Raw genomic sequence first — 26,232 nt, 5'->3', positions numbered from 1 at the left:
AATTCAGCTTAACCACCTAGTAAATTATAATTAATCTAACTGATGGCGACTAATAGTCGGAACATCCAAATCCTCGCTACTAATATTTATATCCAAGCCTGAAACCCTACGACGACTAAAAATACTCTCTTTTGGCTCTTCTACCTTAGCTGGGGCGATCTCTTTAGTTGGTTGGAGTTTTGATACATTATTATCAGAAAAACCAGTAGCTACTAATGTTACTAAAACCTTGTCAATTGGCATAGTTATATCACATTTTGTCCCCCAGAATATATCAGCATCAGGATCAGCAGCTGCCTCTATAATTTGCATAGCTTCGGTCATATCGCTCATCGGACAATCTGGATGTATAGTAAAATGAACTATAGCACCCATTGCGCCTTTTATATCCATATCATCTAAAAGTGGAGATTGCATAGCTGATTTTAAGGCTTCTTGAGCTGCGCCATCACCTTGAGCCTCGCCAACACCCATAAGCGACAACCCTCTATGGCTCATAGCAGTTTTGACATCAGCAAAGTCAAGATTGATATCGCTCTCACCATGGCTAAGAACTATAGAGCTCATACCATTTACTGCGCGCGCTAAAATACTATCAACTAATTTAAAGCTATCTTTTATACCAGCTTTTCTATCTACGATATTACTCAATTTCTCATTTGGGACGACCACTACGCTATCGCACTCTTTTTTAAGCTCATTGATACCCTCGATAGCAAGACGCATTCTCTTATTGCCTTCAAATTTAAATGGAGTGGTTACTACAGCTATTGTCAATGCGCCAATCTCTTTGGCTGCTTGAGCCACGACAGGAGCCGCACCAGTACCAGTACCGCCACCAAATCCAGAAGCGATAAATACAATATCAGAATACTCTAAAGTAGTTTTGATCTCTTCGTAACTCTCGATAGCAGCTTCTTTACCAACACTTGGCTGCATACCAGCACCTAAGCCTCTAGTCTTTTTCTCACCTAATTGAATTTTAGTTGGCGCAGATGAGCTATCTAGGGCTTGAGCATCTGTATTAGCAACGATTAAATCCACAGTTTTCATACCATCTTCGTTATTTATACCCTCTCTGATTATATGATTGATCATATTGCCACCGCCGCCGCCTACACCAACAACTTTTATCTTAGCACCATAAATATTTTGTTTTTCTTCTACAGTAAAACCACTCATCACAAGCCCCCTTATTAAAATAAATTTTTAAGATAATTAACCATTTTAGATACAGGATTAACCTTATCTAACTCAACATTTGATTTGATATCATTTTTACTGATATCATCATCGATTTTCAAATCCAACTCCGCCTTTGGCTTAGATTCGCTCTTTAGCTCTAAATTATCATAGGCACTAAAGCTGCTATCTAAATTTGGTCTATTTACACTCTCATCTAACTCTTTGATAGAGATAAAAGGATTTGGCTTTATGGCTATTTCATCTTTATAGCGAAGTTTTCTTTCAGAATCTATCTCGTATGGAGTGAAATATCCAGCACCATATAAGCAAAGACCAATTGCACATGAATTTGCTGGATCTTTAAATACATCAATTGAGCTTTCAAATTCCCTTGGTCTAGCAATCCTTACAGGCATATTATCGAAAATTGCAGTCGCTAACTCTTTTAATCCATCAAGCTTAGCCATACCACCAGTTAAGACTATCCCAGCTGCTGCGTAATCTTTATATCCACTCTCGCTTAGCATCTTAGCTAAGATCATTAACGCCTCTTCTACACGCATATATATAACATTTATAATAACATTTATATCAACTTCGTGGCTTGAGTTTTCATCGCCTAAATCAGGCAAAACTATAAGCTCATTATTTTTGGCTTTTAGGGTTCCATATTTGATCTTAATCTCTTCAGCAACTGATGGCGGAGTGTGAAGAACGGTTGATATATCAGTAGTGATATTTAGACTACCAACAGCTAAAAAATCATTATACCTAATCGAATTTCCAGAGTGTATAACCATATTACAACTTGAGCCACCAAGATCGATTAACACGGTTCCTAAAGATTTTTCATCTTCATTTAAAGTGGCAATAGCCGAGGCATAACCAGATAAAACGATATTATCAGCCTTTAATCCAGCTTTTTGTATGGCTTTTCTCAAATTCATAATAGCTGATTTTTGCACCGCTATAATGTGAGCTTGTACCTCTAATCTAGTGCCATTCATACCTAGTGGATCTTCTATATTATCTTGCTCATCAACCTTAAAATTATAAGGCAATGTATGTAAAATCTCATAATCATGAGGCACCTTAACCTTATACTCAGCTGAGCTTATAGCACGCTCAATCTGCTTGATAGTTACCTCTTTTTCAGGGATATTTACCACATCTTTACAATCTATATTTTTAGCATCTTTGCCAGATATTGAGACTATAACCTTATCAAATTTAGTCCCAGCTATCCTTACTACATCGCTTACTACTGTTTTAATAGAATTTGACGCTAATTCGATATTTGTGATTGAGCCTTTTTTAAGGCCTTGGGATTTGATAGTTCCCATACCGATAACTTTAACAGAGTTATTTGAGTCGTGCTCCACCATCACAGCACAAATCTGCGTAGAGCCGATATCAATACCTAATATTTTAATTCCCACGACTACTGACCTTTATAATATTGTTCTATCTTATATCTATGTTGAAGAGATGAGAGAAGATCTTCTATTAATTGCTCATTTTTGATACTAAAAGCACTATTTTTAAGCAAATCTTCATATTTAGATATATCTTTAAAATTTGGTAATTTTTGATCTGTGATCTTATATACTACGATTTTATTACCTAAAATTACATATCCACTTTTAGCGCTATTTTCAAAGACTGAATTTATAAATATAGCACTCTGGGCATCATTTAACTCATCAATTTTAGGTCTATTCTCCCTAGATATAAATCCTATATCTCTACCTTTAAAATTTTCCAAAGCGCTTTTAGCTCTATTTTCTAAGCTCTCTTTTAGCTTATTGTCTATATACTCACCTACTATAAGCTCTCTAGCCTCTTCATAATCCATAGGCTTTGGCAGATCTTTAGAATCCAATCTTGATATCAGATATCCATCTTGATAGTTCATTCTATATTTAACTGGCTTTATATATTCGCCGATTTGAGCATTTTTCAACTCTTGTGAGTCAAATTCATAGTCATCATCTAAGGCAATTAGATCAAATTCAAGCTCTACTTCACCTTTTTTGGCTTTTAGATATTCGCTTAGGGCTAATTTTCTTGTTTGTCTCATATCGTAATCATCTTTTACACGCTCTTTTGCCGCTTCAAAGCTTAAAATTTTATCAAATCCATCTCTATACTGAGCTCTATTTTCTTCATAATACTCTTGTAATAAGGCTAAATTCTCATCACTTACAACTTTTGGTATAAATTTGCCTTTGAGATTGTATTTTGTCTTAGTTAGATATTTATCTTTATTTTTTTCCCAAATTGATTTTAGCTCATTTTCATCTACTTTTATATCTGCTCTATTTAGGCTTATTATCTCTAAAGATAATCTATCTTCCATAAAGTAACTTGATGCTAACATATCAAGATCTTTTGAGTTAGCATCTATCTTTAAAGCGTTAAATAGTTTATCCAAAAGCAAACTATCGGCTAAATTTTTCTCATAATCTTTAGGCGAAATTCTAGCTTGTTTTAAGCTATTTTCATATTTGGCTTTATCGAATTTACCATCAACCATAAAGTTAGGATCTACCATCAAAGCTAGTATTATCTCCTCATCAGATATACCAAGCCCTAGCTCATCAGCGTAATTTAACATTACATTATCTTGGATTAATCTTTGTAAAACTACCTTATCAAGCCCCATTTGTTCAGCTTGTTCTTGATTAAATTTACCATTTGAAGCACTTAGATAATATTCATACATTGTGCTATATTTTTGTTGAAACTGGCTAATTGAGATATTTCTACTTCCGACTTTTGCTACTGATTTGGCACGACTAGTATTCATATCATATGCACCCCAGCCCACAAATCCAGCACCTACGAAAGCTATAGTGCTAACCCAAATAGTAACAACTAAATATTTTTTATGCTTTTGCATCCAAGTGATCATCAACTACCCTTTTAATAAAACAGACAATTAAACGGCGTTATTGTATCAATAATTGCTTTTAAATTAACTTAAAATAGCCTTTGAAATTAAACATTAAATTTAATTTAGGCTAAAATCCATTTGATAAATTTAACAATTTACAACTATTTTCTAATAAAGCTATAGATTTAGCCAAATCATGAGCCGTTCGCTCATATATGTATAATCCATAGCCCTTAATAACTACAACATTTGTATTTTTTTCTATCATATAACGGCAAATTTCAGATGGAGCACGCTCATACCAGTCATCAAATCTCTTTGGATCATATATAAAGATATTTCCAAATTTCATATAGCCAAAGTAATCCTTAGGCTCAAAAAATGAGTGATTAATGCTATAAGCAGTCATATAAGGCGGGATAGCATAGCAAACATATTTCGCTTCAGCTATGCTTTTATATATATTTAGATGTATATCTGCATCTATGCTAGCATCATTCCATCTATAATCTTTTTTAGAGTATAAAAGGGTTAAATCCTCATCTCTAAGACCATCGAAAATCGCATCTTTTCTATTAATCACAAATTGATTATGTTCGATTCTAGCAGAGATAGAGCCGTGAAAAATCCCCAAAAAATTCTTTTTAAACATAGAAGAAGATATCTTTTTGATCTCGCCTATTGAGTATTCTATATTCATAATTATTCCTAATTTCTTATACAAAATTGACTAAATTATACCAAAATATAAGGCTCTATTCATTAAATTTATGATAGAATTTTTGCTAAATTTAGCAAAGGTGTGCTTTTGGATTCTATTCATATTCCTGTTTTGCTCCAAGAAGTTATCGATACATTTAAAGATATTGATAGTGGCGTGATATTAGATTGTACCTTAGGCTATGGTGGCCATTCAAAAGCACTTTTAGATGCCTTGCCAAATATCAAAATTATCGCTTGCGATCAAGATGATATGTCTATTAAATATTGCCAAGATAAATTTAAAAATTATAAAAATAGAATCGAAATTCACAAAAGCAACTTCAGCCAAATCATAAACCAAATCCCGCAAAATGATATTAAAGGAATCCTAGCTGATATCGGTGTAAGCTCACTTCAATTAGATCTTAATGAGCGTGGATTTAGCCTTAAAAGCGATACTTTGGATATGAGAATGGATAGCTCAAATCCACTTGATGCTAAAACCATAGTAAATAACTATACTAAAGATGAGCTTCAAAGGATATTTTATGAGTATGGCGAGTTGCCAAATGCCAAAAGCATAGCCCAAAAAATAATAACCGCTAGAAATATTAAGCAGATAAACTCTTGTAAGGAGTTAAGCCAAATAGTAGGAAGCTCAAATTTACAAAATCGCTCTATAAATATCGCTACTTTGGTATTTCAAGCCATAAGAATTGAGGTAAATAAAGAGCTTGATGTCTTAAAAGAGCTATTAAATTCAATCCAAAATTCCCAAATCAATAACGCCAAAGTAGCAATTATCAGCTTTCACTCACTTGAAGATAGGATAGTTAAGGATAAATTCAAAAAGTGGCAATCAAGCTGTATCTGCCCAGCTGCGGCCCTACGCTGTGAGTGCGGCAACAACCACGCAATAGGTAAAATCATAACCAAAAAACCAATCACCCCAACCAATAGCGAAATAAGATCAAACTCAAGAGCGAGCTGCGCTAAGATGAGAGTTTTTGAGATTAAGAGGCCAAAATGACAGATAAAGAGAATTTACTCCAACAAAATAACCAAAGGATAAAAAATGAAAATAATCTAAATTTCAAATCCTTGCTAACAGGCTATGCTATTTTGCTTTTAATCCTTGCTTTGAGTCTGCCTAAAGTTTATTTTAGCAATGAAATTTACTACACAAGCAAGGATATCGCAGAGCTAAAAAGCAAATTAAATGTATTAAAAGAAGAGCATAAACTCCTAAAAAAAGATCTAGAATTCATAAGATATAAAAATCAAATAATTGATAATATGAGTGATTAATGCATAAATTTATCAAATTTTTCAACCGCTATGATCCGGCTTGGTTTGCTCTAAGCTACTCGCTAAAAGCCACTATATCTATATTGATATGCGGGTTTTTGGGATATTATGTGGGTGGATTTTTTGGGATGATATATGCGTCAAATTCATCTATGATTATCTTTTTCTTATCTTCGCTTAATGGAGATATAAGGGTTAAAATAGGCTATTTGTTACTATATATTATTCTTGGAATTTGCTCGGTTTTGTTTGTTAGTGCTCTTTTTAAATTTCATCTATTGTTTTGCTTTTTTACGCTTATTTGGATGATATTTGTGGGATTTAGCAAACTATTTAATTCAAATTTAAATAAAATTCTAACGATAGTCAATGCCACCGGCCTCCTTAGTATTATTACCTCCAATCAACCAAATTGGGATCTACAAAGCTCATTAGAAGGTTTTGTGATGGGTAGCATTATTGCTATAATTTTTAGGCTTACTAGGTTTGGGACTTATGGTAAATTTACCAAACGATCCGCTACAATGATACTAGATAATCTAATCCAAATGAACCAAAATATAAGTAGCGATAAGGAATTTCTAAATTTAGCCAAACAATGTGACAAAAATATCAACGATATAAAAAAGGTATTTGCCAACAAAAGCTCAACTATCAAAGATGAAAGGCTCATCATCCACCACTCAAGAGCGATATTTTATCTATATAAATTAGAAGATATCTATCATATATTAGTCTCAATGCAAAGATATTTTAAATCAATTAAAGATCAAAATCTCTTAAATTTGATAAATAGCGAAATCACAAACAACCTAATAGAGCTAAAAAATATCTTTGTAGATAGAAATTTCACAATCAAAGATGACGCACTAAATCTAATCAGGCAGAGTGATTATGGGATTTTTAAGGCATCTTTGGAGGTTTTATACTCTAAATTTAATCTTATAAAAGCTGGTGGCGAGGATAAAATCGCTTTAGAGTATAAAAAGCATAAAAGTATAAAAGAGATATTTAAAGATATCACGATAAATAACCCAACTATCCAGCACTCACTTCGCCTAGCTATTGGCGTGAGTATCGCTATAATCATCGCTAGTTTTGGCGATGTCCATAATGGAGTTTGGATCGCAATTGGCGTAATAAGCATAACCAAAGATAGCTCATATATGACCAAAATCACAGGTATTGGCAATATCAAGGGCACTATTATAGGTGTTGTTTTTACATCTATTTTATTGAATTTAATAACAAATGATCTTGTATTTACCATAATTTGTGTGATTTTTATATTTTTGGCATTTTACTTTAAAAACTTTCCGCCCATGTATGAGATGGCGGCTTTTATGAGTGCTTTTACTATAGTATATTATCTGATTTTAGGCAATGATATAAATCTTGTTTATCTTAGGATTATTGATATTTTGATAGGATTTATAGTCTCATTTGGTATCACTTTTATCCTATTTCGCCATACTAATGAGATCAAACTTAGTAATAGCTATATCAATCTTTTACCTAAATTTAAAAATCTTAGTAATAGCGTTATCGAAGGCAGATTTACAATAGAGCAAAATGCGATATCAAATAGCCTTACCAATTATCATAACACAATAATCCAAAGCGACAGAAGAAAAGGCTTAAAAAGATATTTAGAGATTTATAAAAACCTACACGATATCAGCTCGCTTCTTAGCAATCTAAAAGCATATAGCGACTCAACTGATATTAGCACCACCAAAGATGCGTTGATTTCAGATATCAATATAATCTCAACTAGATTTGAGATGATAGAAAAAAGAGTAAATAAACTCCCATACTACTTCTATGAAAATATGGAAGATAGAATTTTAAGTCAAGATAGCAAAATAAGATTTTTGCTCTTAGAGATAGCTAAAAAACAAGATAAGATAATATCCCAAAGCGATCTACTTATCAGATGATATGCCATGAACTAATCTATCTAAGACATATTTTTCTAAATCTTTGCGTGAGACTTCGTGCTCTTTTGTTACCTTGTGATAGACATCAGCCTTTAAAAGCGACTTTTTAAGTGTTTCTAATGCGTTTTTAAAGCCTTTTCATCATCAACAAATTTAAGTTTATTTACAGCTGATTTTAATGATTCGCCAATAAGTTCAAACACTATATACCTTTTGAAATTTTGATTAAAAAGTGCTAATTATACTTTAAAATTCTTTAATCATTCCATTACGCATATATTTTTTGCTATAATATTTTTTACAGTATGATAAGATACATATATAACCATCACGCAAAGCAAGATAAAAATAGTCATTCCTATATAGAGAAAAGCTATGTTGTTATTAATATTATAACCCTCTAACATCGCTATAGAAGCTGCAGCACTAGGAAAAATAAACGCCCACCATGATAAGAAAAATTTAAGTTTTAAAAAATTTTTATACATATAAATCACCATAAAACTAAAAAATATAGTAAGATTAAGCATAATATTAGCAGCAACATCAAATCCTACAAGCTTATAATATCCCAAAAACCCAACAGCTGGAGGAGCTATCATAATAAATAGTGTAGGCATAAATTTTTGCGCTAGCTGCTCATGAAATAATATTCTATAAAACATTATAGAAAATAAAATAATCCAAAAAAATACCCCTATGCTAAAATAATACCATAACCATTCATAGTTTTTATCTGATGATATAACAACTATTAAATTACCTACTACTGGTATAAACCAAGCTGGATTGGAGTGCTTGATCTCTAAATTCTTATTAATCCAAAATGCAATAACCCTAAAAGTTATATAGGTTTGCAATATTAAACCACTATAAAATAACCACTCATATACAATACTTTTTTGCCATAGATTGGCTAAAATTAAAAAAGATATAGGTATCGCACCAAAGAAATTTAATCTTATTTGATGATTAAATTCACTTTTTACCTCATCTATATTTATAAATATTTTAATAGCATACAACAATACAACCAATAAAAAAATAGCAGATGTAATAATTTTAAATATATCAAAATATAAACTATTAATTTCAAATACTACACTGACTTTTCTTATAGCCATACTAAACCCACCAAATCCCATTATAATGGCAAAAAACATAATAGGAAAATTACTTATTCTACTCATTTTTTATCCTTGCCATTTTTTAATATTTTATTAGCCTCTTTTATACCCTCTCTCCACAATTGATGACGCTTTAATGTGTATTTTGCATCTACATTGCCACTAAACATTGATATAAGCAAAAAGCGATTAATTTTAGGTATAAAGGCTGCTAAATGGGCAATAATTAATATTATGATAAGTATCATACCCAAATTATGCAATTGTGCCGCCCAAAAATATGCCCAATTTGCTATATCAAATCCTAATAAATTCTTATATGTTTTTATTAATCCTGTAAATACTAGTATAAAAAGCGTAAAAGCAATTGCTATATATGCTAAGCGTTGTTCTGGTAGATATTTTTGGTTTGGTGGTTCTTGATCTTTTGTTATCATAGATTTTATAACTAAATAACTATTTTTTATATCGCCTTTTTTAGGTATGATATCAAACTCTTTTTTTAAACTATGATAAACTATATGATAAACTCCAAAAAATATAAGCCCTATAGCAAAGATATAATGCAATACTAGACCTTCAAAATACTCGCCACTCCATTCCCATATATTTGCTACGCCATATCTTTTAGCCACTGGCATTTGAAATATACCAGTTAAAATAAGTCCAAAAGTAGATATAGCAACTCCCCAATGTATGATACGATTTTGCAAACTCTGTCTATATATTTTCATTATTTATCCTTTTTATTCCATTTTATAGCAGATATAGCTCCCGCACCTATTGCAGCTAGTGGAGTAATCATTGCAGCCATAGCTAAATTTTCGCTCTTTTGTAATGGACTATCTACTCTAGCCATATGAGGTCTGCCTATTTTATTTGTTAAATTTTCATATTTTTTTGTTATTGCTTCATTTATAGATTCAAAATCTACACTACTTAAATATATTGTAGATGTTCCACCATTTTCTTTTAATCCATATATATGCCTGTTTTCTTTATTTACTATACTCATTATCTCATTTTTTGGAGCAAATTTTATAGCTTTTTTTGGACATTGATTTTGACATGCTGGCTTATCGCCTTTATTTAGCAGATCTTTACACATATCGCATTTATACATTACACCGCCACCTGCTAATTTTGGTGCTATATTTAAATATAATCCAACTCCAGCTTGACGCTGCGGTATCTGCCACGGACAAGCATCTCTACATTTAGCACCGCCAAAGCAAAAATCCTTATCAATATCTACAGCTCCATATTTATCTTTGCTTATAACGCCAAAAGGGCATAATTTTTGGCATGGAGGGTTATCACAATGCATACAGCGTCTTGGTATATTTATCTTTTTACCATTTATCTCTATCTTTTGAACATATGTCCAATTATATGGGGTTAATCTATCTATAATATCTTTTTTATCACTATAATCTTCATATTTTTTTTGAGGCCAATAATTCATTATAGGCTTTTTAGGATCTGGGAATTTATCTTTATTATGTGTTTTGCAAGCAATTATACATTTTGGTACTTCAAAACCTTCGCACCCATCGCATAAATCAAGATCTATTATACTCATCATCTGAGAATTCTGCTTTGATATTTCTTGATCAGCTAAAAGCGGTGTAGCACTAGTTATAAGGGTAAATTTTAAAAAATTACGCCTATTCATCTTCTTATATCCTTATATATTTTTAAAGAATTATAGCTATAATAATGCAAATTTTCAGTGATAAAGTTACCAAATGAAAAAAGATATAGAGCAATTTATAGATAAATTTAAAAAATTTAATTTGTCTAAAGAAGATTTAGATACCGTTAGTTCAAATGTTAAAATAATGGAATTTAAAAAAGGTGATGATGTAATAGTCGATAAAAATAGCTGTCAAGGTTTTATATATGTATTAAAAGGGAATTTAAGAGCATATGCAATATCTACAACAGGAAAAGAAATAACAGTATTTAATCTTAACTCTGGAGATGAATGCATTCTTTGTGCTAATTGTATGACTGATAATTTGCAACTTGAATTAAATTTACAAGCCAATAAAGATACAAAAATACTATTATTACACTCTAGTTACTTTTCAGTATTAAAAGATAAATACCCATCAATAGCATCTTTTGTAGTAGAGCTTTTATCCATAAGATTAGCTAGCGCTATTAAAGTTATGACACAAGCTCTATTTACGCCAATTACACAAAGGATTATTGATTTTCTTAAACAAAATGCTACAAATAATCAAATTCAAATTACCCACGAAATACTTGCTAGCCATTTAGGTACTGCAAGAGAGGTGGTATCAAGAATTTTAAAAGATATAGAAAAAGAGAATCTAATAAAATTAGAGCGTGGGAAAATAATTATTTTAAATTTATAATCTTTTGTGACTTTATCACTGATAAAAATAGAAAATCTATATATAATCATAATATCTATTCCCTAATAAAGGATATATTATGAATGAAATTCAAAAATCCCGCAGAGACGCTCTAAAAATATTTACCTTAGGTTCTGCCTTAGCAGCTACTTCTGTTACTATACCTACACAAGCCAAAGCTGCAAGTGATTTATCTCCAAATATAGCTATCATAGGAGCTGGACTTGGCGGTATCACAATGAGTGCTCATCTAATAGATATAATGCCAAAAGCAAATGTTACCTTATATGATGCAAATCAAACAATGCATTATGAGCCTGGATTTACATTAATTGCTGCTGGTGTTTATACTACCAAAGATACAAAATATGATAAAGCAGATCTAATAAATGAAAAAGTAAAATGGATAAAACAAAATGTACAAAGTGTAGATCCAAACAATAATTCACTTACAACAAATGATGGCAATATCTATAAATATGATTATTTAATAATCTCTACTGGGGTGTATTATGATTTTCAAAGTGTAAAAGGTTTAAATGCTGATATTATAGAAGATCCTAACTCTAAAATTACTAGTATATATACTCCAAATGGAGCAACAAAATCAAATAAATTTATTCAAGAATTGGTTAAAAATGGTGGTAATGCTCTATTTGCCGAGCCAAATACACCATCAAAATGCGGTGGAGCAAATAAAAAGGTAAATATGCTATTAAATGATTTAGGTCAAAAAAATAACCAAAAATCTTTAAAAACTATACTATGTACAGGTAGTGCAAATATGCTCTCAAGCCCATTACACGCTAAGATGATTGAACAAATGTATATACAAAGAGATATGGAGTATAAAACACGCCACCTTTTAGTAGAAGTTGATACTATAAATCAAATAGCTAAATTTGACAAACTAATGCCTTATACTCAAGACTCAATACAAAAAATAGCAAAAGAGAGAGTAGAAATACCATATGATTATCTATTTGTAGTGCCTAGAATGAAAAGTGCTGATTTTATAACTCAAGCTGGTTTAAACACAAGCAAAGGCGATGTAGCTGGCAATTGGGTTGATGTTGATCAATATACATTACAACACAAAAAATATCCAAATATATTTGCACTAGGAGATTGCGCTGGAGTACCAAAAGGCAAAACAGGAGCAAGTATACGCAAACAATATCCAGTTGTAGGTGCAAATATATTATCTCACTTAAAAAATAAACCTTTAGAGGCTAAATTCGATGGCTATACAGCTTGTCCGCTACTTACTAGATATGGTAAGGCTGTTATGGTTGAGTTTAATTATAAAGGAGCTGCACCGACATTAGAATGTATGGGTTCTACAAGAGAAAGTTGGCTAAACTGGGCTGTTAAGGTATATTTAATGAAGCCTATGGTTATGCAAGCCATGATACATGCTAAAGCTTAAAAATAAAAAAAGGATATAATATGAGTAACTTAGATAAAACTATAAGACTAATAATAGCAGCTATAATATTTTTTGTATTTGGATTTGTATGCCAATGCTGGTGGTGGTTAATCGGACTTGTTCCTTTGCTTACTGCAGTATATGGATATTGCCCATTATACTCACTAATAGGCAAAAAAAGTTGTAAAAAATAGCTATTATGCCTCAAACGAGGCATAATACTCTTAAAATCCATGTAATCTTTTTAAATCTTTATCTATTAATTTTTTATTACCTTTTTCATCTACGCTAACATAAGCTACTTCAGCAGTTGTAACTGGAACACACTCACAAAAATTAAAATTTACTACTTCTTATTATATATTATACTTGGAATTTTTGCAATTTTAAAAGATATCTATAAATCTATAAAAATCTACAAGATATTAGCTCGCTACTTAGTAATCTTAAAGTTTATACCGATTCACTCAAACAATCAAATAAACTAATTACTACCAAAGATGCGCTAAATTCAGATATAAACATAATCTCAACTAGATTTGAAATGATAGAAAAAAGAGTCAATAAACTCCCATATTACTTCTATGAAAATATGGAAGATAGAATTTTAAGTCAAGATAGCAAAATAAGATTTTTGCTCTTAGAGATAGCTAAAAAACAAGATAAGATAATATCCCAAAGCGATCTACTTATCAGATGATATGCCATGAACCAATCTATCTAAGACATATTTTTCTAAATCTTTGCGTGGAATTTCAAGCTTTATAGCCTCATTGTAGATTATCTCAATTTTTTGAGAGTATTTCTCATATGGAAAATATGGAAAATGAACTCTCCAAGCCGCACGAATCAGCTCAAGGCTAATGAGTCTCCTAGTCCAAACTCTAAAATAATCAAACCCGATAAACACGCAAGCAGTTAAAATCACTGTAATAATAACAGATATATGCAAATCAGCTTCAAATTTACTAAACAAAATATGAAGTATCCAGACAAAAAGCGTCAAAACAATAAAGCAAAGAAGAGCATAAATAGCATAAAATCTGCGATTTCTATAACGGAAATTTAACTTAGCAGGATCAATTAGCATGCCCTCATTATACAGACAATTCGCCTCTAAAAGATCACGAAAAAGCACCGGCTGCTTAGACACTACAAATAAATTTTTAAACATAAATTGCTTAATTTTCTCTATCATTTTCATACTTTTTAAATAATTTTTGGTAGGTTATTATATCTAAAAATTAGTCAAAATCTGATAAAATAGCTCAAATTTAAAAAAGGAGCCAAAATGGCGGCATTGATATCTATGCAAAAGGTCTTTTTAAATGGTGAATTTATAGATAAAGATAGTGCGAAAATAAGCATATTTGATCGTGGATTTATCTTTGGGGATGGGATTTATGAGGTTGTGCCGGTGATAAACTCAATTATAGTAGAAAAAGATGGATTTTGGGATAGATTTCAAAGAAGCTTAAATGAGATTAGCTTAAATTTACCCTATACACATGATGAATTTGAGAGTATATTAAACAATCTAATAGAGATAAACTCACTTAAAGAAGGTGGATTATATATCCAAATCACCCGTGGTGTAGCCCCAAGAGATTTTAGCTTTGTAAAAGGAGTTAAACCAACGATTATGGCCTTTGCTTTTAGTGATAGTGTGCTAGAGCATCCAGCAGCAAAAAGCGGTATTACCATCATTTCAACACCTGATATAAGGTGGAAGCGACGAGATATCAAGTCCATATCCTTATTAGGTCAATGCTACGCCAAAAATCAAGCTACGATAGCCGGGGCCGATGAGTGCTTTATGGTAGAAGATGGCTATGTAACTGAAGCTGGCAGTAGCAGTGCTTTTATCATCAAAGACCACACTCTCATCACCAAACCACTATCCAATGAGATTCTACCTGGGATTAGACGCAATAGACTCTTAAATTTAGCTAAGCAAATTGGCTTACAAATACAAGAGCGTAAATTTAGCATGGATGAAGTCTATAACGCAGATGAGTGCTTCATAAGTGCTGCGACTATAATATTATTGCCAGTCATTAAAGCCGATGGCAAGGCGATAAATGGCGGCAAAATCGGAGAATATACAACTAAACTTAGAGAGCTATATAAAAGAGCTTTAAAACTAGAGGCTAATATAAGTTGATAAATAGCACAATTGCCAATTTCTAATTATAAAGAAACGATAAAGATTTAAATCACTCAAGCCTAGCAAAGCTAATACTATATCCTTTGCTAAGCTTTAATAAATAGACCAAAGCAAGTAGATTTAAAATGGTATCTCATCATTGATTTTGTAACCATAAAACATACCACTCATATTAGTTACACTGCTAGTATTTATATAGCTTAAAATCAAATTTACATCTTTTACAAGCTCTATTAGCTCATCTTTTGTTTTTAGTGTGTATTTACTCATTTTTTTATTTTCTTTTTTGGTTTTGCAATTATAATACAAAAATACGAACGCTTTTGGTTATATTTTTTAAAATTATGGTAAAATTACAAATATTTTTTAGGAGTTAAAATGGCTGAATTCACACAAAAATATCAAAAGTTTTTTGATGAGTTTGAAAAGGCTTATAAAGAATATGAAAATAAGGTAAAAGAGCGTAGAGCTCGTGGAATTCATGATTATAATGTTTTTGATGTGCTTGAAACAAGAGAAGTAAAACACTCAAAATTTATAGCCTCTTTGCTAGACCCTAAGGGCTTACATTATCAAGGTGATTTGTTTTTAAATAAATTTATAGAAGTATGTGGTATAGATGATTTTGGGCTTAATACCTTAAACTCGCAAGTGTATAGAGAGTATAAAAACATAGATATTTATATCACTGATGGCAATAAACACATTATCATAGAAAATAAAATTTGGGATGCCAAAGACCAATATAAGCAAATATATAGGTATATAGAAACTATTAAAAAAGAAAATTCATCATTAGATAACGATGAAATTCTAGTTTTATATCTTACGCCTAATTTTGATAAAACACCGAGCCAAGAAAGCTTAAACGGCTTTAAAATCAAAGATGGCTTTTTAGAAAAAGGCAATGATAAAATTCCCTACAAACATATAATTTGTAATGACATTTTAAAGTGGCTAAATGAAGTAAAAATTGAAATTGTTAATTTAACTGATTTAAATGTAATAATCACGCAATACGAAAAAGCAGTAAAAAATCTAATAAATGGAGAGAAAATGGAAAATAACTTAATAATAGAACAAATCAAAAAAAATTATAAGCTTTGTGTAAATATACATAATGAGTTTGAAAACGCAAAAATAAATTTATTAAATGAATTGTTTAGCAAAGTTTATGAAACTTTAAAAGAAACAATAAAGACAAAAAATACAAAAGATTGGGAAATAGAAAAATTTCACGAAATAAAACGGAGTAATAAAATTTTTTCTATAAAATTAAAAGGATATAATGAAGAAAACCACGATGGCAATTATATTTATTATTGTGTAGAACCGCAAAACGGATATAATAATATATTTTTTGGTCTAAAACGTAGTATTAAAGTAAAGAATAGATTAGATAATGATTGTTTTCAAGATATTGTAAAAGAAAGTGATTATTATAAAAATAAAAGTAGTAATAATAGCGACGAATGGAACGGGAGCGGCGAATGGTGGGCATGGTATTATTGTAATAAAAAATTTAGCAATGCTGATAATTTGATTTTGGATTATTTAAGCAATGATGAAATTATTAGTGAAATCGTTAATAAAATCTGTGATGATTTGGAAAAATTAAAAGATGTCTTAGAAAAATTAAACAAAAAACTTATAGAAAAATACTCTTTGGCTAAGTAAATTGGCCTACAAATACAAGAGCGTAAATTTAGCATGGATGAAGTTTATAACGCAGATGAGTGCTTCATAAGTGCTGCTACTATAATCCTTTTGCCAGTCATTAAAGCCGATGGTAAGGCCATAAATGGCGGCAAAATCGGACCATTTACGACAAAGCTTAGAGAACTTTATAAAGAGATTTTAAAAGCCCAAGCTAAAATGATTTAAGATAATTTAAAGGGTGAAATAGACTATTTTACCCTTTAAAAATTATTTAAAAAAACTCTTTAAAAGCGAAGTTAAATTTGCTATCTCTTGCTCTCTTTGCTCTTGGCTAACGCTATTTCCAAGATGCTCTTTGATATGCCCATCCAAGACTTCTGCCATTAAAGATGTGATAGCACCTCTTGCGGCACTAATTTGCTGAAGTACTTTAAAGCAATCTTTCTCATCTTCTAAAGCCTTTTCTAAAGCTGAAATTTGCCCTTTTATCTTTTTAATACGCAAAAGAAGCTTATCTTTATTTGCTACTATGTGAGCCATAATTTTCCTTTATCTTTTTATAAGTTATACTGGGGTATAGTATCATAATATTTTTAAAAAGGATTAAATATGAGTAATAATATTTTAAATTTTTCATATAATCACAATTTTCACTCAGCTAATCTTACCGCCAAGAAAAACACGCTATATGCGATGATAATCACAATATCTATGATGATAGCTGAAATTATAGGCGGTATATACTTTAACTCTATGGCGTTACTAGCCGATGGTTGGCATATGAGCTCTCACGCATTAGCACTTGGACTAGCGTATTTTGCTTATATTATGTCAAATAGATATAAAAGCGATGCTAGATTTAGTTTTGGTACTTATAAGATGGAAATTCTAGCTAGTTACACTAGTGCCTTGTCGCTTTTAGTGATTGCATTTTTGATGATTTATCACTCTATTTTAAAGTTTATAAATCCAGAATCCATAGCATATAAAGAGGCGATTTTGATAGCTATTATCGGACTTATGGTGAATTTAATCTGTGCTTGGCTATTAAGGTCTAGCCACGATCATCATCATAACCATCATCATCACGATGATTTAAATTTAAAAGCTGCTTATATACATGTCCTTACTGATGCGCTTACTTCTATTTTGGCTATTGTGGCTTTGGGATTTGGGCTGCTTTTTGGAGTTGATTTTTTAGATCCACTTATGGGGATTATTGGTGCTATTTTGGTATTAGTGTGGGCTATAGGGCTATTAAAACAATCGGGCAAAATACTACTTGATGCTAATATGAATGAGCCAATAGTTAGCGAAGTGGTAGATATTTTACGCCTATTTAGAAGTGATATAGAAATCAAAGATCTACACCTTCTAAAAGTAGCAAATGACAAATATACTTGTATAATCTCTTTAAATTCCATTAATCCAATTGATATAAATCTTATCAAAAAAGAGCTATCAAAGCACGAAGAACTAGTTCATATAATAGTGGAAATATATCCCTATTAAGTATTTTTTAAGTATAGGGGGTAAAATTATTCTTAATTTTAATAACAAGGAGAAAATATGAACAAAATTTTATCTATTATATTATTTACTAGTGTTTGCTAAGCTTTAATAATTAGACCAAAGCAAGTAGCTTTAAAATGGTATCTCATCTTCATCATCATCTTTTTCCATCAAATCATACATATTAGTAAATTTAGGCTTATTCTCATCATTGATTTTGCAATCATCAAATATCCCACTCATTTTAGTTACATTAGATACATCCCAGTTATTAATTGGTTGATTAAAATTTTTGCAACCAGCAAACATCCTAATCATATTAACTACACTGCTTACATTCCAGCTATCAAGTGGTTGATTGAAATTTTTGCAACCTCTAAACATATAACTCATAACAGCTACACTGCTTACATTCCAGCTATTAAGCGGTTGATTGAAATTTTTGCAACCAGTAAACATATTTTCCATATAAATTACACTGCTTACATTCCAGTTATTAAGTGGTTGATTGAAATTTTCGCAACTAGAAAACATCCCATTCATATCATCCACACTGCTTACATCCCAGTTATTAAGCGGTTGATTAAAATTTCTGCAAACAGCAAACATCTGACCCATATCAGTCACACTGCTTACATCCCAGCTATTAAGCGGTTGATTGAAATTATCGCAAAGGCAAAACATCCAGCTCATATTAACTACACTGCTTACATTCCAGCTACCAAGTGGTTGATTGAATTTTGTGCAATTTCTAAACATCTCACTCATATCAGTTACACTGCTTACATCCCAGTTATTAAGCGGTTGATTGAAATTCTTAACTTTATAAAACATAGAATTCATATACTTTACATTAGATACATTCCAGTTATCAAGTGATTGATTAAAATTTCTGCAAACAGCAAACATCTCACTCATATCAATTATACTGCTTACATCCCAGCTATTAAGTTGTTGATTAAAATTTGTGCAACCTATAAACATCTGACCCATATCAGTTACACTGCTTACATCCCAGTTATCAAGTGGTTGATTGAAATTTTTGCAACCAGCAAACATCTCACCCATATCAGTTACACTACTTACATCCCAGTTATTAAGTGGTTGATTGAAATTTTTGCAACCAGAAAACATCCCACTCATATTAACTACACTGCTTACATCCAAGTTATCAAGTGGTTGATTGAAATTTTCACAATTATAAAACATCCAGCTCATATTAACTACACTGCTTACATTCCAGCTATCAAGTGGTTGATTGAAATTTTCGCGACCAGCAAACATCCCACTCATATTAGTCACACTGCTTACATCCCAATTATCTATACCGCTAAAATCTTCACGCCCACTCCAAGCAAACAACTCACTCATATCAGTTATAGCACTAGTATCTATATCGCCTAAATATATATCTTCATCATAAATTAAGCCCTTTAGCTCATCTTTGCTTTGTGGTGCATATAGCTTAATAGGAAAGAAATACTCCATATCCGCTACAGCTGTAATGTTGTAATTACTAGCAATACTCTTAGCTATAGAGCTATCTTGACAGATGATACCAGCTATCATATCAATTGACAAATGCGTAGGCACAAGCGCCTCAGCCATCATTTTATCTATTTTAGATTGTTTGATGGATCTATCGGCGTGGTTCCAGTCTTTTGACATCACCTCACTCCAGCTGATAAACTGCGTATTTAGTAAGTCGCTAAGCTCATTTGCACATTCATATCTAGCAGCAGTGGCACTAGCGTTAGTAAATATCACTCCATCAGCTAGTAGAGCAGTTTTGTGAATTTGTAGGATTATAACCTTACTTCTGTAACTCTTTTGTGCTGAGTATAAGGTGGCGTTGCGTGGGTTGAAATATAGGCTTACATATTCACTAATTGCCTTGCCATATATCGGCTCAGCGTGGGAGCGCTTTGGGTCAGTGGAGATAGCGCTAATGCCGTGGCTCATTATATCACTTAAATTATCAAGATTGGCAATATAATAGATGTAGCCATTTTTGAGTGGGAGCTTTTCTAGGATGCTAATTGTGTTAGTTACTTGGAAAATTGCCATTTATATGCCTTTAGATACTACTTGTTAATATAATATTATTTCACATAGACCTTATACTCAGAATAACCCCTTTTATCCATCTCATCATAAGGGATAAACTCCAAAGAAGCGCCATTGATACAATATCTTAATCCACCTTTATCGCTTGGCCCATCATCAAAGACATGCCCCAAATGGCTTCCACTCTGTCTAGAAGTTACCTCTATCCTATCCATACCATGGCTTAGATCACGATTATAGCCAGTCGCATCAGTGGTTATAGGCTTAGTAAAGCTAGGCCACCCACATCCAGCATCATACTTATCACTAGAGCTAAAAAGTGGCTTTTTGCTTACTATATCCACATATATACCACGCTCATCAAATTTATCATATTTGCTGCTATATGGGCGTTCGGTGGCCTTTTCTTGTGTTACCCTATACTCTAAATCACTTAGAGTATTTTTAAGCTCATCTTTGCTAGGGAGCTTAAATTTGCTCTCATCATATAGAGGTTTATTGGCTAAATTTAAATCTATATGACAATATCCATTTGGGTTTTTTTCTAAATATTTTTGGTGATACTCTTCTGCCTCTACATAGTTTTTCAAAGGCTCTATTTCAACGGCTATTTTCTTATCAAATTTAGCTTGTTTAGCCCTTATAAACTCAATTATAATCGGTTTTAAACTCTCATCATTATAATAAATTCCGGTGCGATACTGCCTACCTATATCGTTGCCTTGTTTATTTATAGAAAATGGATCTATAATGCGAAAATAGTGCTCTAAAATTTCATTTATATCCACCACATTAGCATTAAATTTCACTCTAACAACCTCAGCGTGATCGGTATTATTTATCTCATAATAGCTTGTATCTTTGCTCTTTCCATTTGCGTAACCTACTTGAGTAAATTCAACACCTTTAATACGATCAAAATAGCCTTGAGTCCCCCAAAAACAGCCCCCACCTAGATATATCTCTTTTAAATTTGACATATTTTCACCTTTTGGATTAGCCATTAAAGCAGTAATGGCAAGAATTATTGTAGTTATGTATTTTATCATTATACAACCTTGAAATCTAAATTTGGACAATTTTAGCAAAAGCAAAAAAATAAAATCTAAATATATTATTAAGGTTTAAATTTAATCAAAAGTCCATTTAAAGGGGCAAAACTCTCAAAAGAGCTTTGCTATATGTAACCCTATAAACGAAACCAAATAAGCAACAAATGTAGTAAAAATGAATAGATAAGCTATATATTTATATCCGCCAGCCTCTTTGCCAAAGACAATTGTAGCAGCCAAACAAGGATTATATAACATCACAAATAGCACATACGCCACAGCCACCTCAATCGGTATAGCTTCTTGAATTTTTTGTATTAATCCATCGTTATTTTCATCTACTTCGCCACCTAACGAATACAATACACCCATTGTAGATATCGCAACCTCCTTAGCTGCTAAACCACTAACAATAGAAACACTCAATCTCCAATCAAACTCCAACGGAGCAAAAAATGGCTCAATAAATTTGCCCACCTTTCCTAAATAGCTATTTTCTATTAAGATATTTTCTAATTCATTAGATAATCTCTCTTTGTCTTCATCAGTTGCGGCTATCTCTATTTTTTGTTCATAAATCTCTTTAGTAGAGTCTTGAAACGGAAAACTACTAGCAAACCATATAAGCACAGCTGCAGCTAGAATGAAGGTACCGGCCTTTTTGATATACATTTTAGCTTTGTTATAGACCATAAACCAAATGAGCTTCCAATTTGGCATTCTATATTTTGGCATCTCAACAACAAAAGGCTCATCAGGGCCTTTAAATGCCGTCATACGCAAAACCTTAGCCGCTATAAGCCCTAAAATCGCACCAAAAATATATATACCAAATAGCCAATTTCCAGCTTGAGCTTTTGGAGCAAAAGCACCTATAAATAGCACATATACAGGCAACCTAGCACCACAACTCATAAAATTAATTATGAAAAGAGTAAGCAAGCGGTCTTTTTCGTTTTTGAGAGTTCTTGTAGCCATAAATGCTGGGACAGAACACCCAAATCCAGTCACCAATGGGATAAAGCTTTTACCATGCAAGCCAAATTTATGAAAAAATCCATCTAACAAAAATGAAACCCTAGACATATATCCAGTAGTCTCCAAAAGCGCAATTCCAAAAAATAGTATCATAATATTTGGCAAAAATAGTATCACAGACCCAACCCCACCTATGATGCCATCAGCCAATAACGATGCCAAAAGCTCACTACTAACACTCTCTTTAACCATATCACCCAACGCCACATATCCAGCCTCGATATAGTCCATAGGCACCGCACCAAGAGTAAATGTAAGCTGAAATATCAACCACATAAAAAACAAAAATATCGGAATCCCAATATATTTGTTTATCAAAATTTTATCAATCATCCTAGTATAATTAATCTCTTTAGGTTTATGATATTTCACGCTCTCAGCGATCGCACCATTGACAAAATTACTACACTCTTGCATAAATATCTCACTTACAGATTGAGTTTTGTAGTGGATATATAGGTTATTGTGAGCTGTCTGGATCACCTTTGATAGCTCTATCCAAATGGGCTTATCGTGTAAATACTTATAAATTTGATTATCTTGCTTTAACAAAGCTATCGCTATATCTTTATTGCTTAATTTTAACTCTTTTATATTTGTATCATTTTTAGATTCTAAAAATTGCGAAATATTATCTATCTCTTTTTCAATCGCATCACTATAAATTCGCTTATTTGGGATATATGGTGATTTGTAAATTTCTATTATCCGTTCTATCAACTCATTTAAATTTGATTTTAAACTAGCAGATACTGATACGCAAGGCACTCCAAGGAGATTTTCAAATTTCTTAGCATCAATATTTATCCCCTCTTTTGATGCTTCATCGCTCATATTTAGAGCTAAAATCATCTTTTTATTTCTCTCCATAATTTGGGTAGTCAAGATCAAATTGCGCTCTAAATTTGTAGAATCTACCACATTTATGATGATATCATAATCATTTTTATTGATAAAATCTTTAGTTATCCTCTCTTCAAGCGAGTAATCATTAATAGAGTAAGTTCCAGGAAGATCTATAATCTTAATATCATAATCTTTATATTTAAAATTCGCTTCAGATTTTTCAACCGTCACACCAGGGAAATTCCCAACCTTCAAATGCGATCCGCTAAGCGAATTTATAAGCAGAGTTTTACCTACATTTGGTTGGCCTACAAGTGCGATTTTAATAATCTTTTTCATCTAAATTCTCTCTACCTCGATACTCTTTGCCTCATCATATCTTAGCATCAAGAACATTCTATTACACTCAATCAAGATAGTCGAACTCCCCAATGAACTCTCTATCTTTTTAATAGTTTTGAATTTAGATAACCCTAAACTAAAAAACCTCTCAAGCAATCTCTCAGTTACATTAAAATTTAAAATTTTAGCCATTTGACCATTTTCTAAAAGATCTAAAGTCATTTAAACCTCAAATAATGAAATTTATTATCAATTATAGCTAAATCAAATTTAATATTTAATTAAATTTGATTATTGTTTTATAAACAATTATAATAATATAAAAATCTAGATTTATCTATTTAAAGAATTATAAAAATTTATTACTTTTGTAGGAGATAAATAGTGGTCTCCCCAATAGGATTTGAACCTATGGCCTCAGAATTAGGAATTCTGCGCTCTATCCTGCTGAGCTATGAGGAGAAAACCCCACAAAAGCGGGGTTAAAAGATATTAGCCATTTCTTTTTTTGATTATCTCATCAGATACATTTTTAGGAACTTCTTCATAGTGATCAAATTCCATTGAGTATGAAGCACGACCTTGAGTTTGGCTCCTTAAATCTGTAGAATATCCGAACATTTCAGCAAGCGGACAGAAAGCAGTAACTATCTTGTTGCCGCCTCTTTCATCCATTGAGTTGATTTGACCACGGCGTCTATTTAAATCGCCTATTACATCACCCATATACTCTTCTGGAGTCTCTACTTCGACTTTCATCATAGGCTCAAGAATAACAGCACCAGCCTTTCTAGCACCCTCTTTAAAGCCCATAGATGCAGCTAGTTTAAATGCCATTTCAGATGAATCCACCTCATGATAGCTACCATCAAATAGCGTAACTTTAACATCCTCAACAGGATATCCTGCTAATACACCGCTTTGAAGTGCTTCATTACAACCTTTTTCAACAGCTGGGATATACTCTTTTGGTACAACCCCACCTTTGATATCATTGACAAATTCAAATCCACTACCTGGTTCAAGTGGCTCAAGGCGTAAAAATACATGACCATATTGACCACGACCACCTGATTGTTTAGCGTATTTATACTCTTGCTCAACTGTCTTTTTGATAGTTTCACGATAAGCAACTTGAGGCTGACCAACTTCAGCTTCAACCTTAAATTCTCTTAGCATTCTATCTACGATAATTTCAAGGTGAAGCTCACCCATACCAGCGATAATTGTCTGACCACTCTCTTCATCGGTACTAACTCTAAAGCTTGGATCTTCTTGAGCTAATTTGCCTAGAGCTATACCCATTTTTTCTTGATCAGCTTTAGTTTTTGGCTCAACAGCGACACTAATAACTGGCTCTGGGAAGTCCATTCTCTCTAGAATAACTTTATCTTTTTCACTAGCTAGAGTATCACCTGTTAAAGTATCTTTAAGACCAACTACAGCACCAATTTCACCAGCATAAAGCACCTTAATCTCTTCACGCTTATTTGAGTGCATTTTTAGTAAGCGGCCGATTCTCTCTTTTTTATCTTTTGTTGAGTTATAAGCATAGCTACCGCTCTCTAGTTGGCCTCTATAAACCCTTACGAATGTAAGTTGTCCAACAAATGGGTCAGTCATAATCTTAAATGCAAGACCAGCAAATTCGCCATCATCTGTGCTATCTACAACTACTTCAGTACCATCTTCAAGCTCACCTCTAATAGCTTCAACTTCATCTGGAGCTGGTAAGTAATCAACAACTGCATCTAGAAGTGGTTGAACGCCTTTATTTTTAAATGAAGTACCACAAACCATAGGAATTATGCTCATAGATAGACAACCAGCTTTGATACCTTTTTTAATCTCTTCAATAGTTAACTCTTCGCCACCAAAGAATTTTTCCATTAGAGCATCATCAGTCTCAGCTACAGCTTCAATCATTTTATTGCGATACTCTTCAGCTTTTTCTACAAGATCAGCTGGAATATCTTTAACTACAAAATCAGTTGGTTTTGTATCATCTTCCCAAACAAGTGCTTTCATAGTAATTAGATCTACAACACCCTTAAACTCATCTTCAGCACCAATTGGAATTTGGATAGGCACCGGATTTGCTTTTAAGCGGTTTTTGATCTGCTCTTCAACATTATAGAAGTTAGCACCGATTCTATCCATTTTATTTACATAAACCATTCTTGGAACACGGTATTTATTAGCTTGTCTCCAGACAGTCTCACTTTGAGGTTGGACGCCACCAACAGCACAAAATACAGCTACAGCACCATCTAAAACACGCATAGATCTTTCAACCTCTATAGTAAAATCAACGTGTCCTGGAGTGTCTATAAGATTGATTTGATGGTTTTTCCAAAAACAAGTAGTCGCAGCAGAAGTAATCGTAATACCGCGCTCTTTTTCTTGTTCCATCCAGTCCATAGTAGCAGCACCATCATGAACCTCGCCGATCTTATGGCTCATACCTGTAAAAAATAGAATTCTCTCACTAGTTGTAGTTTTACCAGCATCGATATGCGCAGCGATACCGATATTTCTAACCATATTTAATGGAGTTTTTCTTGACATAGATACTCCT

At 32.3% G+C, this 26,232-nt stretch carries 25 protein-coding genes, 1 tRNA gene and 2 pseudogenes; 11 read left to right on the top strand and 17 right to left on the bottom strand.

Annotated elements, in window-relative coordinates; translation table 11 throughout:
• Positions 1–30: 30 nt before the first annotated feature.
• The 4 genes from ftsZ to CLAN_RS02725 form a co-directional block, all read right to left on the bottom strand.
• Positions 31–1,182, bottom strand: coding sequence for a cell division protein FtsZ (gene ftsZ, locus CLAN_RS02740; RefSeq protein ID WP_096021618.1), 1,152 nt, complete (start codon positions 1,180–1,182; stop codon positions 31–33).
• Between the two features lie 14 nt (positions 1,183–1,196).
• Positions 1,197–2,624, bottom strand: coding sequence for a cell division protein FtsA (gene ftsA / locus CLAN_RS02735; protein WP_096016835.1), 1,428 nt, complete (start codon positions 2,622–2,624; stop codon positions 1,197–1,199).
• A 2-nt stretch (positions 2,625–2,626) separates the two neighbouring features.
• Positions 2,627–4,099 carry a peptidylprolyl isomerase gene (locus CLAN_RS02730; protein ID WP_100590524.1) on the bottom strand — a complete coding sequence of 491 codons (1,473 nt, stop codon included), beginning with the start codon at positions 4,097–4,099 and terminating at the stop codon, positions 2,627–2,629.
• Between the two features lie 109 nt (positions 4,100–4,208).
• Positions 4,209–4,781 (bottom strand): class II aldolase and adducin N-terminal domain-containing protein, encoded by a 573-nt coding sequence (locus CLAN_RS02725; RefSeq protein WP_096013457.1) that lies wholly within the window; start codon positions 4,779–4,781, stop codon positions 4,209–4,211.
• A gap of 108 nt (positions 4,782–4,889) precedes the next feature.
• On the opposite strand from CLAN_RS02725, the gene rsmH reads away from it, so the two are divergent.
• Genes rsmH through CLAN_RS02710 form a run of 3 tightly spaced genes read left to right on the top strand, consistent with a single transcriptional unit; the run spans position 4,890 to position 8,031 of the window.
• Complete coding sequence (gene rsmH, locus CLAN_RS02720) at positions 4,890–5,813, top strand: 16S rRNA (cytosine(1402)-N(4))-methyltransferase RsmH (RefSeq protein WP_100590523.1); 924 nt, start codon at positions 4,890–4,892, stop codon at positions 5,811–5,813.
• A complete protein-coding gene (locus CLAN_RS02715) occupies positions 5,810–6,091 on the top strand; it encodes a hypothetical protein (protein WP_100590522.1) in 282 nt (93 codons plus the stop codon). Before rsmH ends, CLAN_RS02715 begins: the two co-directional genes overlap by 4 nt.
• Complete coding sequence (locus CLAN_RS02710) at positions 6,091–8,031, top strand: FUSC family protein (protein ID WP_100590521.1); 1,941 nt, start codon at positions 6,091–6,093, stop codon at positions 8,029–8,031. Before CLAN_RS02715 ends, CLAN_RS02710 begins: the two co-directional genes overlap by 1 nt.
• 60 nt (positions 8,032–8,091) lie before the next feature.
• Here the strand turns inward: CLAN_RS02710 and CLAN_RS02705 are convergent.
• The 4 genes and pseudogenes from CLAN_RS02705 to CLAN_RS02690 all read right to left on the bottom strand — a co-directional run.
• Positions 8,092–8,234, bottom strand: a pseudogene (locus CLAN_RS02705) (signal recognition particle receptor subunit alpha); the annotation flags it as partial.
• Between the two features lie 57 nt (positions 8,235–8,291).
• Complete coding sequence (locus CLAN_RS02700) at positions 8,292–9,221, bottom strand: SLAC1 anion channel family protein (protein ID WP_100590520.1); 930 nt, start codon at positions 9,219–9,221, stop codon at positions 8,292–8,294.
• Positions 9,218–9,892 carry a cytochrome b/b6 domain-containing protein gene (locus CLAN_RS02695; RefSeq protein ID WP_100590519.1) on the bottom strand — a complete coding sequence of 225 codons (675 nt, stop codon included), beginning with the start codon at positions 9,890–9,892 and terminating at the stop codon, positions 9,218–9,220. The genes CLAN_RS02700 and CLAN_RS02695 overlap by 4 nt, the downstream gene beginning before the upstream one ends.
• Positions 9,892–10,833, bottom strand: coding sequence for a 4Fe-4S dicluster domain-containing protein (locus CLAN_RS02690; RefSeq protein ID WP_100590518.1), 942 nt, complete (start codon positions 10,831–10,833; stop codon positions 9,892–9,894). The genes CLAN_RS02695 and CLAN_RS02690 overlap by 1 nt, the downstream gene beginning before the upstream one ends.
• 73 nt (positions 10,834–10,906) lie before the next feature.
• Here CLAN_RS02690 and CLAN_RS02685 point away from each other — a divergent pair, with 73 nt between their 5' ends.
• The 4 genes from CLAN_RS02685 (at position 10,907) to CLAN_RS08280 (ending at position 13,671) form a co-directional block, all read left to right on the top strand.
• Entirely contained in the window at positions 10,907–11,542 is a 636-nt protein-coding gene (locus CLAN_RS02685) for a Crp/Fnr family transcriptional regulator (protein WP_086224836.1), read from the top strand.
• A gap of 79 nt (positions 11,543–11,621) precedes the next feature.
• A complete protein-coding gene (locus tag CLAN_RS02680; RefSeq protein WP_086232716.1) occupies positions 11,622–12,971 on the top strand; it encodes an NAD(P)/FAD-dependent oxidoreductase in 1,350 nt (449 codons plus the stop codon).
• Positions 12,972–12,991: 20 nt separating this feature from the next.
• On the top strand, positions 12,992–13,165 hold the full coding sequence (locus CLAN_RS02675; RefSeq protein WP_086224838.1) for a YgaP family membrane protein: 174 nt from the start codon (positions 12,992–12,994) through the stop codon (positions 13,163–13,165).
• Between the two features lie 350 nt (positions 13,166–13,515).
• The gene (locus CLAN_RS08280; RefSeq protein ID WP_167368922.1) at positions 13,516–13,671 is read left to right on the top strand and encodes a hypothetical protein; all 156 of its coding nucleotides are present in this window, start codon (positions 13,516–13,518) and stop codon (positions 13,669–13,671) included.
• Here CLAN_RS08280 and CLAN_RS02665 read toward each other — a convergent pair.
• A complete protein-coding gene (locus CLAN_RS02665) occupies positions 13,657–14,169 on the bottom strand; it encodes a hypothetical protein (protein ID WP_086224839.1) in 513 nt (170 codons plus the stop codon). The two genes, CLAN_RS08280 and CLAN_RS02665, sit on opposite strands and share 15 nt — an antisense overlap.
• Positions 14,170–14,262: 93 nt before the next feature.
• Here CLAN_RS02665 and CLAN_RS02660 point away from each other — a divergent pair, with 93 nt between their 5' ends.
• Positions 14,263–15,135: a D-amino acid aminotransferase gene (locus CLAN_RS02660; RefSeq protein ID WP_100590517.1), complete on the top strand. Its 873-nt coding sequence runs from the start codon at positions 14,263–14,265 to the stop codon at positions 15,133–15,135.
• A gap of 123 nt (positions 15,136–15,258) precedes the next feature.
• Here the strand turns inward: CLAN_RS02660 and CLAN_RS08275 are convergent, their stop codons facing one another.
• The gene (locus CLAN_RS08275; RefSeq protein WP_167368921.1) at positions 15,259–15,408 is read right to left on the bottom strand and encodes a hypothetical protein; all 150 of its coding nucleotides are present in this window, start codon (positions 15,406–15,408) and stop codon (positions 15,259–15,261) included.
• Between the two features lie 108 nt (positions 15,409–15,516).
• Here CLAN_RS08275 and CLAN_RS08345 point away from each other — a divergent pair, with 108 nt between their 5' ends.
• Together CLAN_RS08345 and CLAN_RS02645 are read left to right on the top strand one after the other, a co-directional pair.
• Entirely contained in the window at positions 15,517–16,815 is a 1,299-nt protein-coding gene (locus CLAN_RS08345) for a PDDEXK-like family protein (protein WP_197736421.1), read from the top strand.
• Positions 16,816–17,022, top strand: a pseudogene (locus tag CLAN_RS02645) (D-amino acid aminotransferase); the annotation flags it as partial.
• Between the two features lie 42 nt (positions 17,023–17,064).
• Here the strand turns inward: CLAN_RS02645 and CLAN_RS02640 are convergent.
• Positions 17,065–17,337 carry a metal/formaldehyde-sensitive transcriptional repressor gene (locus CLAN_RS02640; RefSeq protein WP_086224842.1) on the bottom strand — a complete coding sequence of 91 codons (273 nt, stop codon included), beginning with the start codon at positions 17,335–17,337 and terminating at the stop codon, positions 17,065–17,067.
• Between the two features lie 69 nt (positions 17,338–17,406).
• Here CLAN_RS02640 and dmeF point away from each other — a divergent pair, with 69 nt between their 5' ends.
• Positions 17,407–18,309, top strand: a complete 903-nt coding sequence (gene dmeF, locus CLAN_RS02635; protein ID WP_100590515.1) for a CDF family Co(II)/Ni(II) efflux transporter DmeF — start codon at positions 17,407–17,409, stop codon at positions 18,307–18,309.
• Positions 18,310–18,441: 132 nt separating this feature from the next.
• Here the strand turns inward: dmeF and CLAN_RS02630 are convergent, their stop codons facing one another.
• The 6 genes from CLAN_RS02630 to fusA form a co-directional block, all read right to left on the bottom strand.
• Positions 18,442–20,376 carry a DarT ssDNA thymidine ADP-ribosyltransferase family protein gene (locus CLAN_RS02630; protein WP_100590514.1) on the bottom strand — a complete coding sequence of 645 codons (1,935 nt, stop codon included), beginning with the start codon at positions 20,374–20,376 and terminating at the stop codon, positions 18,442–18,444.
• Between the two features lie 35 nt (positions 20,377–20,411).
• Positions 20,412–21,425: a peptide-methionine (R)-S-oxide reductase MsrB gene (msrB, locus tag CLAN_RS02625; protein WP_100590513.1), complete on the bottom strand. Its 1,014-nt coding sequence runs from the start codon at positions 21,423–21,425 to the stop codon at positions 20,412–20,414.
• Positions 21,426–21,539: 114 nt separating this feature from the next.
• Positions 21,540–23,651 carry a ferrous iron transport protein B gene (gene feoB, locus CLAN_RS02620; protein WP_100590512.1) on the bottom strand — a complete coding sequence of 704 codons (2,112 nt, stop codon included), beginning with the start codon at positions 23,649–23,651 and terminating at the stop codon, positions 21,540–21,542.
• Complete coding sequence (locus tag CLAN_RS02615) at positions 23,652–23,876, bottom strand: FeoA family protein (protein ID WP_096013468.1); 225 nt, start codon at positions 23,874–23,876, stop codon at positions 23,652–23,654.
• Between the two features lie 163 nt (positions 23,877–24,039).
• A tRNA-Arg gene (locus tag CLAN_RS02610) sits at positions 24,040–24,116 on the bottom strand.
• A gap of 30 nt (positions 24,117–24,146) precedes the next feature.
• Positions 24,147–26,222, bottom strand: coding sequence for an elongation factor G (fusA, locus tag CLAN_RS02605; protein ID WP_100590511.1), 2,076 nt, complete (start codon positions 26,220–26,222; stop codon positions 24,147–24,149).
• Positions 26,223–26,232: the final 10 nt, after the last annotated feature.

Origin of the sequence: Campylobacter lanienae NCTC 13004 (assembly GCF_002139935.1) — a bacterium.
In the GTDB taxonomy this organism is placed as follows: domain Bacteria; phylum Campylobacterota; class Campylobacteria; order Campylobacterales; family Campylobacteraceae; genus Campylobacter; species Campylobacter lanienae.
The sequence above is the reverse complement of the archived record's forward strand: the minus strand, read 5'-3'. Positions and strand labels throughout refer to the sequence as shown.